The 13,119-nt window shown below is 73.9% G+C and carries 9 protein-coding genes and 1 pseudogene; 4 read left to right on the plus strand and 6 right to left on the minus strand.

The annotated features are described in order from the left end of the window. Window positions 1-235: 235 nt before the first annotated feature. Complete coding sequence (gene holA / locus IEZ01_RS31310) at window positions 236-1,222, minus strand: DNA polymerase III subunit delta (RefSeq protein ID WP_019886203.1); 987 nt, start codon at window positions 1,220-1,222, stop codon at window positions 236-238. 71 nt (window positions 1,223-1,293) lie between these two features. Here holA and IEZ01_RS31315 point away from each other — a divergent pair, with 71 nt between their 5' ends. After that, on the plus strand, window positions 1,294-1,536 hold the full coding sequence (locus IEZ01_RS31315) for a hypothetical protein (RefSeq protein WP_019886204.1): 243 nt from the start codon (window positions 1,294-1,296) through the stop codon (window positions 1,534-1,536). A 111-nt stretch (window positions 1,537-1,647) separates the two neighbouring features. Next, window positions 1,648-2,121, plus strand: a complete 474-nt coding sequence (locus IEZ01_RS31320; RefSeq protein WP_019886205.1) for a pyridoxamine 5'-phosphate oxidase family protein — start codon at window positions 1,648-1,650, stop codon at window positions 2,119-2,121. Between the two features lie 14 nt (window positions 2,122-2,135). Here IEZ01_RS31320 and IEZ01_RS31325 read toward each other — a convergent pair whose 3' ends face one another. From IEZ01_RS31325 to leuS, 5 genes are all read right to left on the minus strand, one after another. Continuing rightward, window positions 2,136-4,745, minus strand: coding sequence for a ComEC/Rec2 family competence protein (locus IEZ01_RS31325; protein WP_189205092.1), 2,610 nt, complete (start codon window positions 4,743-4,745; stop codon window positions 2,136-2,138). Continuing rightward, the gene (locus IEZ01_RS31330; RefSeq protein WP_373287693.1) at window positions 4,742-5,590 is read right to left on the minus strand and encodes a ComEA family DNA-binding protein; all 849 of its coding nucleotides are present in this window, start codon (window positions 5,588-5,590) and stop codon (window positions 4,742-4,744) included. Before IEZ01_RS31330 ends, IEZ01_RS31325 begins: the two co-directional genes overlap by 4 nt. 325 nt (window positions 5,591-5,915) lie before the next feature. After that, window positions 5,916-6,761: a DegV family protein gene (locus IEZ01_RS31335; RefSeq protein WP_189205096.1), complete on the minus strand. Its 846-nt coding sequence runs from the start codon at window positions 6,759-6,761 to the stop codon at window positions 5,916-5,918. Between the two features lie 216 nt (window positions 6,762-6,977). Further along, complete coding sequence (locus IEZ01_RS31340; RefSeq protein WP_189205098.1) at window positions 6,978-7,742, minus strand: hypothetical protein; 765 nt, start codon at window positions 7,740-7,742, stop codon at window positions 6,978-6,980. 117 nt (window positions 7,743-7,859) lie between these two features. Next, complete coding sequence (leuS, locus tag IEZ01_RS31345) at window positions 7,860-10,724, minus strand: leucine--tRNA ligase (RefSeq protein ID WP_189205099.1); 2,865 nt, start codon at window positions 10,722-10,724, stop codon at window positions 7,860-7,862. A 431-nt stretch (window positions 10,725-11,155) separates the two neighbouring features. Here leuS and IEZ01_RS31350 point away from each other — a divergent pair, with 431 nt between their 5' ends. Further along, window positions 11,156-12,463, plus strand: a complete 1,308-nt coding sequence (locus IEZ01_RS31350) for a ferric reductase-like transmembrane domain-containing protein (protein WP_229833306.1) — start codon at window positions 11,156-11,158, stop codon at window positions 12,461-12,463. After that, window positions 12,460-13,119 (plus strand): annotated as a pseudogene (locus IEZ01_RS31355) (oxidoreductase); the annotation flags it as partial. The gene IEZ01_RS31350 and the pseudogene IEZ01_RS31355, both read left to right, overlap by 4 nt.

Raw genomic sequence — 13,119 nt, forward strand, 5'->3', positions numbered from 1 at the left:
GCTCCCCGTCCTTCCCCAGGACGAGGGCCGGGGCTTTCGCGTGCCGCGTACGCAATGGGAGTGGGTGCGGGTACGGGGTACGGGGTAACCGGGGCTTCGCCGTACCCGTACGGGAGGGCGGGCCTCAGCAGCGCAGGCGCGCCGCGCTGGGACCGCCGTAACCGCACGGGAAGGCCGGCCTCAGCGGCGCAGGCGCGCCGCGCGGGTCCGCCGTAACCGCACGGGAAGGCGGGCCTCAGCGGCGCAGGCGCGCCGCGCGGGCGACCGTCACGACCGCGCGCTCCAGGGCGTACTCGGGGTCGTCGCCGCCGCCCTTCACCCCCGCGTCCGCCTCCGCGATGGCGCGGAGCGCCATGGCCACCCCGTCCGGGGTCCAGCCCCGCATCTGCTGCCGTACGCGGTCGATCTTCCAGGGCGGCATACCCAGCTCGCGGGCGAGATCGGCCGGGCGGCCGCCGCGCGCGGAGGACAGCTTGCCGATCGCTCGGACGCCCTGGGCCAGGGCGCTGGTGATCAGGACGGGCGCGACGCCCGTGGAGAGGGACCAGCGCAGGGCCTCCAGGGCCTCCGCCGCCCGGCCTTCAACAGCGCGGTCGGCGACGTTGAAGCTGGATGCCTCCGCCCGGCCTGTGTAGTACCGGCCGACGACGGCCTCGTCGATCGTGCCCTCGACGTCCGCGACCAGCTGGGACACCGCGCTCGCCAGCTCCCGGAGGTCGCTGCCGATCGCGTCGACGAGCGCCTGGCACGCCTCGGGCGTCGCCGACCTGCCCAGGGCGCGGAACTCACCCCGGACGAACGTCAGCCGCTCCGCCGGCTTCGTCGTCTTCGGGCAGGCGACCTCCCGCGCTCCCGCCTTGCGGGCCGCGTCGAGGAGCCCCTTGCCCTTCGCGCCGCCCGCGTGCAGCAGGACGAGCGAGATGTCCTCGACCGGTGCGTCGACGTACGCCTTGACGTCCTTGATCGTGTCGGCGGAGAGGTCCTGCGCGTTCCGCACGACCAGCACCTTCCGCTCGGCGAAGAGCGAGGGGCTGGTCAGCTCCGCGAGGGTCCCGGGCTGGAGCTGCTCGGAGCTGAGGTCGCGGACGTCCGTGTCGGCGTCGGCGGCCCGGGCGGCCGCCACCACCTGCTGGACGGCACGGTCGAGGAGCAGGTCCTCCTGGCCCACCGCGAGCGTGACGGGGGCGAGAAGGTCGTCGGTCGAATTCTTTCTGGTGGCCATCGCGCTCCAGCATCCCACGGGCCACTGACACTCCCGCGCGTGCCGGAAAACGCGTGCCGGACAATGAACGGGTGAGCGAACGACACGTACTGGTACTGCCCGACCGCGACTCCGCCGAGGAGGTGGCCGAAGAGCTCGGCGAGCGGTTCGGGACCGGCGAGACGCCCCAGCTCGTACGGGACGCCCTGGCCGGCGAGGACGACGCCGAGGACGCCCAGTGGCTCGTGGTCGTGGAGGACCCGGAGGCCCGGCTGGACCCGGCGGCGCTGGACGCCTTCGCCGCGGAGTACGAGGGCTGGCTGGAGGCCCCCTGATTTGAGTGCCGCGGGCCGTTCCCGGGGCCGCCGGTCCTGGCCCCTCCCCGTCCTCGGTCCTAGGTCCGCCGCCCGACGACACCGACGGTGCGCCCGGCTAGCGTGCCGCGCATGACGACGTACGCACCCGCACGCAGCCGGGAACAGCGCATTCAGGACGTACTGGCCCGGCTGGAGAAGGACAAGGACGTGTGGGTCGCCACCGCCTCGGCGGGCGGCGAGCCGTATCTGACGCCGCTGTCGTTCGTCTGGGACCAGGACAGTCTGCTCATGGCCACCAAGCGCGTGAACGCCACCGTCCAGAACATCGCCGCCTCGGGCGAGATCCGGCTCAGCCTCGGCCACACCCGGGACGTCGTCCTCATCGAGGCGACGGCCCGCCTGGAGGGAGGCACCGAGCTGGCACCCGCCTCGGCCGACGCGTTCGCCGCGAAGTTCGACTGGGACCCGCGTGACCGGGAGGCCTGGGTGTACATCCGGGCCACCCCGCGCACGGTACGGGCCTGGCGCGAGGTGAATGAGCTGGCCGGCCGGCTGCTGATGCGCGACGGCCGGTGGCTGCCGGTCTCCCGGCCGGAGCGCTGAGCCCGCCGTCGCCACTAGGGCGGCGCCTTCAGGGACACCCCGGCCGGTACCGCCCTGAGCCGCGGCCCGGGGCCGGCCACCGCCACCGCGCCGTCCCGGTCCGTACGGAGGACCACCGCTCCCCGGTCCCGTAGCGCGGCGAGCGTCCGGGGTGAGGGGTGCCCGTACGGGTTGTCGGGGCCCGCCGACACCAGCGCGAGCCGTGGTCCGGCCCGGCGCAGCAGCTCCGGGTCCTGGTGGGCCGAGCCGTGATGGGCGACCTTGAGGACGTCCACCTCGGGGAGCCACGGATGCGCCCGCAGCAGCCCCTGCTGGGCCGGCGGTTCGAGATCCCCGAGGAGCAGCAGGACAAGGCCTCCGGCGGTGCGGACGAGGAGGGTGACGCTGGCGTCGTTGGCTCCGCCCGCGGCCTCGGCCGGCGGTGCCCGTTCCGTCGGCGCGGGCGGCCACAGCACCTGCCAGTTCAGCGGCCCGATACGCCGCCGCTCCCCCGCTCTCGCCCGGACGACCGGCACCCCCGCCTCGGCAGCGGTGCGGTGGACGAACGCCGCCTGCTCCGGCGGCTCCTGGAGGCCCGTCGTCTGGACCGCCCCCACGCTCCGGCCGCGCAGCACACCCGGCAGACCGGCGACATGGTCCGCGTGGAAATGGGTGAGGAGGAGCAGGGCGACGCGGCGGACGCCCAGATCGCGCAGGCAGTCGTCGACGAGACCGGGATCGGGTCCGGCATCGACCACGACGGCGGTGTCGCCGCCTGCCGCGAGGACGGTCGCGTCGCCCTGGCCGACCTCGCACATCGCCAGCACCCAGCCGGGCGGCGGCCAGCCGGTGACGATCCGGGTGAGGGGCGCCGGCCGGGCGATCGCCAGCAGCAGGGCCACGGCGCAGCCGGCCGCTACCCAGGGGCGGTGGGGAACTCTGCGGGCCGCGAGGAGCACCAGCGCCGTGGCGGCGGCCAGCAGCAGCCCGCCTCTCCAGCCGCCCGGCCAGTCCGCCTTCGCCCCGGGCAGGGCGGCCCCGGCCCGGGCCACCGCCGCGATCCATCCGGCGGGCCATCCGGCGAGCGTGGCGAGCAGTTCGGCCACCGGTAGGGCCACCGGAGCCGCGGCCAGGGCCGCGAAGCCGAGCACGGTGGCCGGGGCCACGGCCAGTTCGGCGAGGAGGTTGCAGGGGACCGCGACGAGGCTGACCCGGGCGGCGAACATCACCACCACGGGCGCGCAGACGGCCTGCGCGGCGGCGGACGCCGCCAGCGCCTCGGCGATACGCGGTGGGACGCGTCGGCGCTGAAGCGCGGCGCTCCACGGGGGCGCGATCGTGAGCAGGGCGCCCGTGGCCAGGACGGAGAGCAGGAAGCCGTAGCTCCGGGTCAGCCAGGGGTCGACGAGGACGAGCAGCAGGACGGCGGCGGCCAGGGCCGGGATCAGCGATCGGCGCCGGCCGGTGCCGATGGCGAGCAGCGTGATCAGTCCGCAGGCCGCCGCCCGCAGCACGCTGGGGTCCGGACGGCAGACGATCACGAAGGCGAGGGTGAGGCCGCCGCCGAGGAGGGCGGTCGTGCGCAGCGAGATACCGAGCAGGGGCGCGAGGCCGCCGCGTTCGGCGCGCTGGGCCGTGCCCACGGGACCGATCAGCAGGAGGAGGACGATGGTGAGGTTGCTTCCCGACACGGCGAGCAGGTGGGAGAGGTCGGTCGCCTCGAAGGCGTCTCGCAGGTCGGGCGGGATACGAGAGGTGTCCCCGACGACCAGCCCGGGCAGCAGTGCGCGGGCGTCCGGCGGGAGCCCGTCGGTGGCGCGGTGCAGTCCGGCGCGGAGTTCTCCGGCCGTACGCTGCAGGAGGCTCGGCCCTCTGACGACCGCCGGCTCCCCGGCGCCGCGGACCCGCAGCACCGCCGCATATGGATCGCCCTCACGGTGCGGGGGTGCCAGGCGGGCGGCGAGCCGCAGCCGCGTCGAGGGCAGCAGCGTCAGCCACTCCTGCCCGGCTCCGGGCGGTGCGAACACGAGGACCGGCGTACGGGTCCGGGTGACGGCCCCGCCGGGCGCCGTGACCTGGGTCGCCTCCGCGTCCAGGACGACCGAGCCCGCCGTCGTACGGACCCCGTGGACGGGGGGCCGGGTGCGGCGCGGGTCGGAGGTGACGGTCACCTCGGCGGTGACGTGCGCGTACTCCCGGGCGAGTCCGGGCAGCGGCCCTCGCCGCAGGTCGGCCGCGTGCAGACCGGCCGCAGCCGCCCCGGCCGCCGTGCACAACAGCACGGCCGCGCAGGCACCCACCCGAAGCCCTCGCCCCGGGCGCCGACCGGGCCCACGCGCCTGCCCGACGGGCGACGGCGAGGGCGGGGGCCGGCCTGCCCATGGCGCCCATGCCGCGCCGGCCGCCCGTACGGATCGGGACCGAGCGGCCCTGGCCACCGTCGGAGCGAGCAGCGCCAGCCCGGCAACCGCACAGACCAGGACGGCTGTCAGCGTCGCCCAGCCGGAGGCGCCCAGCGCGAGGGCTCCCGCGCCCCAGGCCGCCAGGGCAGGGGGCACCAGGCGTAGATCCGTCGGACCCTCGCGCGGCAGGCCCGCGCGCCCCACGCCGCCCCGGGAGGAGGGCGCCTCTGCCCGGGTCGTCATGGCCGCACCAGCGGCTTGAGGTCGGCGAAGCGCCGGTCGCCGATGCCCGTGACCTCACGGAGCTGGTCCACGGACTGGAAGCCTCCGCGCTCGGTCCTGAAATCCACGATGTGCTGCGCGAGAACGGGCCCGACGCCGGGCAGGGTGTCCAGCTGCTCCACCGTCGCCGTGTTGAGGCTCACCGGCCCGGCCGAAGGGCCCGGCCCGGTGGTCAGGGGTAACCCCGGCCCGCCCGCGGCCGCCGGTACTCCCACCGCCACCTGCTCGCCGTCCATGAGCACCCGGGCCCGGTTGAGGCCGGTGAGATCCGTCCCCGGCCGCACACCGCCCGCGGCGCGCAGGGCGTCGGCGACCCGGGAACCCGCCGGCAGCGTGAGCACGCCCGGCCGCCGGACCTTTCCGCTCACATCGATCACGAGAGGCGAGGGCGACGGACCGGCCGCGTGGTCCGGTCCCTTCGACGGGGTCGGCCCGTCGGGCGGTGGCTCGACCCGGACCACGGCGGGCGCGCTGACGGATTCGGGGCGGCCGGTCCAGAAGTGGCGGGCTGCCAGCCCGGCGGCGACCACGAGGACGACCGCCAGCGCGGCCAGCGACTTCGGTTCGAGCCCGCATCTGAGCCTGACCCAGAGCGGCAGCCGCTCCCGCAGCGCCAGCCGTACCCGCTCCTGGCGCCCTGCGCGCTCCCGCTCCCCGACGCGTGCTCCTGCCTGCCCGCCTGGCGCGCCGACCGGAACTTCGGGCCCGCGGGGGACGACCGGAGCAGTGGTGACCGTCGGTGTGCCGGCCGCGGCAGGCGTACGGACCTGGCTCGCGAACAACGCCTCCGCCCGCCTGCGCGACACCTCGGCAGCGACCCCGGCCCGGCGCCCGGGGACGCGACGGGACCCACGGCCGATGCCACGGGCGGGACCGCGCCCACGGTCGCGCGCCGCACCCCGGCCGGGTCCGGGACCTCTGCCCGGGCCGTGCGCGCCGGTGCGCCTACGGGTGTCGGAGCCCGGTGCGCGACCGGGGCCACTGGTTGCGGAAGGTGTGCGAAGAGCCATGCCTCAGCACGGTAGGCACATCCGCCCGAACCCGCCGAGCAGCCTCAATTTCCGTGGATAACCGACCGGTTGTGGATAACTCCACCACCCGTACGAGTGAGTGACCGGGCGGCGCGAGCCGCTAGCGCGGTGAGACGACGACGGCCAGCAGACCCGGTCCGGTGTGCGCGCCGATCACCGCGCCCACCTCGCTGACGTGCAGTTCCTCGATCCCCGGCACCTGCGCGCGCAGCCGCTCGGCCAGCGCGGCGGCCTTCTCCGGCGCGGCGAGATGGTGCACGGCGATGTCGACACGGCTCGCGCCCGCGCACTCGGCCGCGAGCTCCTCCAGGCGGGCGATCGCCTTCGACGCCGTGCGCACCTTCTCGCGCAACTCGATCCGGCCGCCGTCGAGTTCAAGCAGCGGCTTCACGGCGAGCGCGGACCCGAGCAGCGCCTGCGCGGCGCCGATGCGTCCGCCCCGGCGGAGGTAGTCGAGGGTGTCGACGTAGAAGTACGCGGAGGTCCCCGCGGCCTTTTTCTCGGCGGCCGCGACCGCCTCGTCGAGGGTGCCGCCGGCGTCGACGGTCTCGGCCGCCGCGAGCGCGCAGAAGCCGAGCGCCATCGCGACCATGCCGGTGTCCACGACCCGTACGGGCACGGGGGCGTCCTTCGCCGCGAGCACCGCCGCGTCGTAGGTCCCGGAGAATTCGGCGGAGAGGTGGAGGGAGATGATCCCGGCGGCTCCGGCCTCGGCCGCCGCCCGGTAGGTCTCGGCGAAGACCTCGGGGCCCGGCCGTGAGGTGGTCACCGACCGGCGCTTCTGCAGCGCCTGCGCCAGTGAGCGGGCCGAGATCTCGGTGCCTTCCTCCAGCGCCTGGTCGCCGATGACGACGGTCAGCGGCACCGCGGTGATGCCGTGCCTTGCCATCGTCTGCGGCGGCAGGTAGGCCGTGGAATCGGTGACGATCGCGACATGGCGGGACATGATCGGGAGGGTACCCGTCATGACGGCGCTACGGCAGCCCGGCTCCGCCACGAGCCCACCCGCAGGTCAGTTCGCGCCCCATCGGAGCGCCCGCCCCGACTCGGTTTCGGCCCACCCGCCAGGCCTGCCCGCCGGTCAGTCCCGCCCAACCCGCCAGGTCGGTTCCGGGCCCGCGCGCCAGCGCACACGCGCCCGCCCCACCCACAGACGCCCGCGTCAGTTCGTCGTCTCGGGCCGGGCCGACTTCTGCCAGGGATAGGCCGTCTGCTGCCGGGGGTCGCGGGCGGTGATCGCCTGGGGCTGGGCCTCGCCGGTCTGCGTTCCCGCGCCCTGCGTGCGCTCCGGCTCCTCGGGCCACACCTGCCCCTGGTCGGCGCCCGGCGCGCCACCGGCCTGCGGCCACGACGGGCTCGCGGTCGCCGGCTCCTCGCGCCCGTCGCCGTCCCAGTGGCGCAGCGCGCCCGCCTCCAGGTCGATCTGCGCGCTCAGGGAGGCGAGATCGTCCTCGGCGAACTTCCGCGCCCGGTCCCGGGCGGCCCAGCGCAGCGAGTCGGCCGAGTGCGTGATCCGCTCCGTGCGCTCGCGCAGGTCGGGCAGTTGGGCGGCCACCCTCGACCGGTCCGGCTCCCGCTCCAGGCGCTTGAGCTCCTCGTCCAGTTCGAGACCGTGCGCGCTCAGCCTCTGGAAGAGTCCGAGGGTCTCCTTCAGCGAGACGTCCTCCGCCGCGCCGGCGTTCAGCGCGTCCTGGGTCGCCCGCATCGACGTACGCAGCGAGAGCCTCAACTGCGCCAGCTCGCCCGCGACACCGGTCTGGCCGAAGCTCTTCGCCCGCAGGGTGGTGTCCTCGACCGTGCGGCGGGCCTGGGTGATCGTCCGGTCGACGCCACGCTTGGTGGCCTGGACGGCCTTGACCGTCGCGTACACCCCCAGCGCCACCAAGGCGACGAAGAGCAACGCCATGATCGTGATCGCGGCTGTCATGTACGCCCTCCAGCGTGGTGTGTGTTCCTCCACCGTAAACGGAACGGGCAGGCCGTGGGTTCCATCGGAACCCCCAACCTGCCCGTAGGGGAAAACCCCTGGTGAGCCGTGGGACCGTCAGCCGGCGACGATGTTGACCAGCTTCGGTGCGCGGACGATCACCTTGCGGATCGGTGCTCCGCCCAGCGCGGCCACGACGCCGGCGTCGGCCAGGGCCAGCGCCTCCAGCTCCGCGTCGGTGATCGACGGGGAGACCTCCAGGCGGGCCTTGACCTTGCCCTTGATCTGCACGACGCAGGTCACGGTCTCGTCGACGACGTACGCCGGGTCGGCGACCGGGAAGTCCTGGTGGACGACCGAGTCGGTGTGGCCCAGCCTGCGCCACAGCTCCTCGGCGATGTGCGGGGCCAGCGGCGCGACCAGCAGCACCAGACGCTCGGCGACGGACCGGGAGACCGGGCCGCCCGTCTTGGTCAGGTGGTTGTTCAGCTCGGTGATCTTGGCGATGGCGGTGTTGAAACGCATCGCCGCCATGTCCTGGGAGACCCCGTCGACGGCCTTGTGCAGGGCACGCAGGGTGTCCTCGTCCGGCTCGGCGTCGGTGACGGTGACCTCGCCGGTCGACTCGTCGACGATGTTGCGCCACAGACGCTGCAGCAGGCGGTACTGCCCGACCACCGCGCGCGTGTCCCAGGGCCGCGAGACGTCCAGCGGGCCCATCGCCATCTCGTACAGGCGCAGGGTGTCGGCGCCGTACTCGGCGCAGATCTCGTCCGGAGTCACGGCGTTCTTCAGGGACTTGCCCATCTTGCCCAGGACGCGGCTGACCTTCTCATCCTGGTAGTAGAAGGCGCCGTCCCGCTCCTCGACCTCGGCGGCCGGCACGGCGATACCGCGCGCGTCCCGGTAGACGTAGGCCTGGATCATGCCCTGGTTGAACAGCTTGTGGAACGGCTCGGCCGAGGAGACGTGGCCCAGGTCGAACAGCACCTTCGACCAGAAGCGCGCGTACAGCAGGTGCAGTACGGCGTGCTCGGCGCCGCCCACGTACAGGTCGACGCCGCCGTGCGGCTGCCCCTCGCGCGGGCCCATCCAGTACTGCTCGATGGCGGGGTCGACCAGCTGCTGGGAGTTGCGCGGGTCCAGGTAGCGCAGCTCGTACCAGCAGGAACCGGCCCAGTTGGGCATGGTGTTGGTCTCGCGCCGGTACCGCTTGGGGCCGTCTCCCAGGTCCAGGGTGACGTTGACCCACTCCTCGTTCCGGGACAGCGGCGTCTCGGGCTGGGTGTCGGCGTCGTCCGCGTCGAAGGTGCGCGGCGCGTAGTCCTCGACCTCCGGCAGCTCCAGGGGCAGCATCGACTCGGGCAGCGGGTGCGCGATGCCGTCCTCGTCGTAGACGATCGGGAAGGGCTCGCCCCAGTACCGCTGGCGGCTGAACAGCCAGTCCCGCAGCCGGAAGTTGACCGTGCCCTCGCCGATGCCGCGGGCCGCCAGCCACTCGGTGATCTTCGCCTTGGCGTCGGCGACGCCCAGGCCGTCCAGCGAGATCTCCTCGCTCGCGGAGTTGACCAGCTTGGCGTCGTACGAGGCGAAGGCGTCGTCCCAGGTGGCGGGGTCGGTGCCGCGGCCGTCCGAGGGCTCGACGACACAGCGCATCGGCAGCTCGAAGGCGCGCGCGAAGGCGAAGTCGCGGCTGTCGTGCGCCGGGACGGCCATGATCGCGCCGGTGCCGTAGCCCATCAGGACGTAGTCCGCGATGAAGACGGGGACCTTCTCGCCGCTGACGGGGTTGACGGCGTACTCGCCGGTGAAGACACCGGTCTTGTCCTTGGCCTCGGCCTGGCGCTCGACGTCGGACTTGGAGGCGGCCTGCTTGCGGTAGGCGGCGACGGCCTCGGCCGGGGTCGCGTAGCCCCCGGTCCACACGTCGTGGGTGCCCTCGGGCCAGGCCTCCGGGATGAACTTCTCGACCAGGGGGTGCTCGGGCGCCAGCACCATGTACGTGGCGCCGAACAGGGTGTCCTGGCGGGTGGTGAAGACGGTGATCGCCTCGTCGCCCAGCGGGAAGTCGACGCGGGCGCCCTCGGAGCGGCCGATCCAGTTGCGCTGCTGCAGCTTGATGGCGTCCGGCCAGTCCAGCGCGTCCAGGTCGTTCAGCAGGCGGTCCGCGTAGGCGGTGATGCGCATGTTCCACTGGCGCAGCTTCGCCTTGAAGACGGGGAAGTTGCCGCGCTCGGAGCGTCCGTCGGCGGTGACCTCCTCGTTGGCCAGCACGGTGCCCAGGCCGGGGCACCAGTTGACGGGGGCGTCGGAGGCGTAGGCCAGGCGGTACTCGCCCAGGACGTCGGCGCGGTCGGCCGCGCTCAGCGCGGCCCAGTCACGGCCTCCGGGCACCTCGCGCGCGCCGCTCTCGAACTGGGCGACCAGCTCGTCGATCGGGCGGGCCTTGCCGGCCTCGTCGTCGTACCAGGAGTTGAAGATCTGCAGGAAGATCCACTGGGTCCACTTGTAGTACTCCGGGTCGATCGTGGCGAACGACCGGCGCTTGTCGTGGCCCAGGCCCAGCCGGCGCAGCTGGACCTTCATGTTGTCCATGTTGGCCTCGGTGGACACGCGCGGGTGCGTGCCCGTCTGCACGGCGTACTGCTCGGCCGGCAGGCCGAAGGCGTCGAAGCCCAGGGTGTGCAGGACGTTGTGGCCGGTCATGCGCTGGTGGCGGGCGAAGACGTCGGTGGCGATGTAGCCCAGCGGGTGGCCGACGTGCAGGCCCGCACCCGAGGGGTACGGGAACATGTCCATGATGAACTTCTTGGGCCGCGCGACCACGGCCGGGTCGCCGGCCAGGTCGCCGGCCGGGTTCGGCGCCTCGTACGTGCCCTCGGCGTCCCAGAAGTCCTGCCAGCGTGCCTCGATGTCGGCGGCCATGGTCGCCGTGTAACGATGCGGGGCTGCTGCCTCAGCAGCCGAATTCATCTCGCTCATGATCCTTAAAGCTCCATCGATCGTCTCTGCCCAGCGGCCCGCTGATTCACGTGATTCACGAAATGAAAAATCCCCTCGCACAGGAGGGGACGCCGCGCCGATTCCGACCGGATCTTTCATCCGTCGGGACTGATCAGCGCGGCTCGCTAAGCAGAAGGCGTACGGCACGCATGGCGTCAGGGTACCGCAGGCCCCGTACGGCCCGCATCGACCTTCCACAGAGCGGGCGCACGCGCGCGTTGACCCCCCGTACACGCCCGGTGACTACCGGATGGGCCGGGGTTACCCCGCGTACCGACCCTATCCGGGGCAACCCCAGAGTCAGTTGGCTCTCGTCACGTCCTTTAACGAGCAAACCCCGTACCAGCCGGTATGGAGCGACTTAGCATGCGGCAACGGGACCGCTTATCCGCACATTCGGAGTCGCCCCCATGAACCCTCGTCGCAAGAACCGTTCCACCCCCGCTCTGGACACCGGCTTGAGCAAGCCGGTCAGGGCCGGACTTTCCGCGGCAGTGCTGATCCTCATTCCGCTGCTCGCCATCGCCGGAAGCGACAGCTTCCGCGCCGCGCTCGACTTCACCACCGGCGTTCTGTCGCTGGTGTCGCTGACGGCATCGGTCGCCTGGGGGCTCATAGCCACCGACCGGCTGCTGCTGTCTCCCCGCCACCGGCTGCTCGCGCAGGGCATCCACCGGGCCACCGCCGTCGCCGCGCTGGGCTTCCTGCTGCTGCACGGCACCGTGAAGGTCTCCCTGGGGCATGTGGAGCTGCTGGGTGCGCTGATCCCGTTCGGGCTCGGCGTCACCGGCACGTCCGGCCTGATCGGCTTCGGATCGCTCGCCGGACTCCTCATGGTGGTCGCCGCCTCCACCGGAGCGTTGCGCTCGTCCCTCGCCGGCCGCGGCAGCATCGCGGGCCGCTGGCGGACGCTGCACATGCTGGCCTACCCGGCCTGGTGCGCGGCGCTCGTCCACGGCCTGTACGCGGGCCGGCCGGCGGCCACCTGGGTCGTGGTCATGTACAGCCTGGCGCTCATCGGCGTCGCCGGCGCGGTCTCCCTCAGGGTGCTGCCGGGGCCCGTACGGAACCGGCTCGCCGCCCGGCTGCTGCTCCTGATCGGCCCCGGCGCGGCCCCCCGTCCCGCCGGCGCCGACCCGGACCGGCGCGACGCGTCGACGACGCCCCTGCCCGGAGCCGGCATCCCGCCGCGCCCCCGGTACGAGCCGTCCTCCCGGTCGTCCGCACCGGCCGAGCCCCTGGAGCGCCCCCGCGCCGAACCCCGGCCGCTCACCCCGCCGTCCCAGCAGCTGTACGAGGCGCCGAGCGCCGGGATATCGGCCGGATACCGCACGGTCTCGTCGCTGGGCACCATCGGCGGCAACCCCACGATCCGGATCTCCCGGGCCGACCGGGACACGGCCGCCGAGACCGGCGAGATCCCGCTCGCCGAACGGGTCCCGATGACCGAGGAGCTGCCCGTCATCCCCGACCCGGGCCCCCGCCCGGGCCCCTGGCCCGCCCCGTCCCCGCCGACGCCCACGCCGTCGTACGGCGGCCCCTCGGCGTTCTACGACCCCTCACCGTCGTACGCCCCCTCCCCCGGGTACGAGACGGCGTCCTCCCCGTACCCGTACGACCCGGCCCCTGCCGGGCCCCCCACCGATCCCGCTCCCGGCCTGCTCGGCAGTCCCCCGGCCGGAGAACCATGGTCCGCACCCGCAGGAGACCGCTCTTGAACGCCCCGCTCCCCGATGTCCCCGAAGTCCGCGTCGTCGGCCTCCCCCAGCTCACCCAGGGCTTCGACCTGGTCGAGCGGCTGGATCTCGCCATGCACCTCAAGGTGCACGGCCCGCTGGAGCCGGTGGGCGGCGAGCAGCTCGCCCAGCTCGCCGACGACATATCCCTGCGGGGCCGCGGCGGCGCCGGCTTCCCGTTCGGCCGCAAGCTCCGGGCGGTCGCGCAGGCCGCGATCCGCCGCGGGATACGGCCGGTGGTGGTGATCAACGGCAGCGAGGGCGAGCCCGCCTGCCGCAAGGACACCGTGCTGCTCGCCCGCGCCCCGCACCTCATCCTGGACGGCGCCCTGCTGGCCGCCGAGGCCCTGGGCGCGCGCACGCTGATCGTGGCGGTGACCCGCAACTCCACGGAGATCTCGATCCGGGCGGCGCTCGCCGAGCGCGGTCTGAGCGACCGGCGCGGACAGCAGCTCCGCGCGCGCGTGATCCGTACGCCCGAGCGCATGGTCTCCGGGGAGGCCTCGTCCGTGATCCGGGCGGCGGGCGGCGGTCCCGCCCTGCCGGCGGGCCGGCGCGAGCGCGCCTCGGACTCCGGCGTGGGAGGCGCGCCGACGCTGCTGTCCAACGCCGAGACCTTCGCCCAGCTCGCCGTGGCG

The organism is Streptomyces purpureus (genome assembly GCF_014648195.1).
Classification (GTDB): Bacteria; Actinomycetota; Actinomycetes; order Streptomycetales; family Streptomycetaceae; genus Streptomyces; species Streptomyces purpureus.

Bases quoted from the DNA above. Each gene is read 5' to 3' on its own strand.
- holA (WP_019886203.1), bottom strand. From the start codon at position 1,222: ATGGCCACCAGAAAGAATTCGACCGACGACCTTCTCGCCCCCGTCACG.
- IEZ01_RS31320 (WP_019886205.1), top strand. From the start codon at position 1,648: ATGACGACGTACGCACCCGCACGCAGCCGGGAACAGCGCATTCAGGAC.
- IEZ01_RS31325 (WP_189205092.1), bottom strand. From the start codon at position 4,745: ATGACGACCCGGGCAGAGGCGCCCTCCTCCCGGGGCGGCGTGGGGCGC.
- IEZ01_RS31335 (WP_189205096.1), bottom strand. From the start codon at position 6,761: ATGTCCCGCCATGTCGCGATCGTCACCGATTCCACGGCCTACCTGCCG.
- IEZ01_RS31340 (WP_189205098.1), bottom strand. From the start codon at position 7,742: ATGACAGCCGCGATCACGATCATGGCGTTGCTCTTCGTCGCCTTGGTG.
- leuS (WP_189205099.1), bottom strand. From the start codon at position 10,724: ATGAGCGAGATGAATTCGGCTGCTGAGGCAGCAGCCCCGCATCGTTAC.
- IEZ01_RS31350 (WP_229833306.1), top strand. From the start codon at position 11,156: ATGAACCCTCGTCGCAAGAACCGTTCCACCCCCGCTCTGGACACCGGC.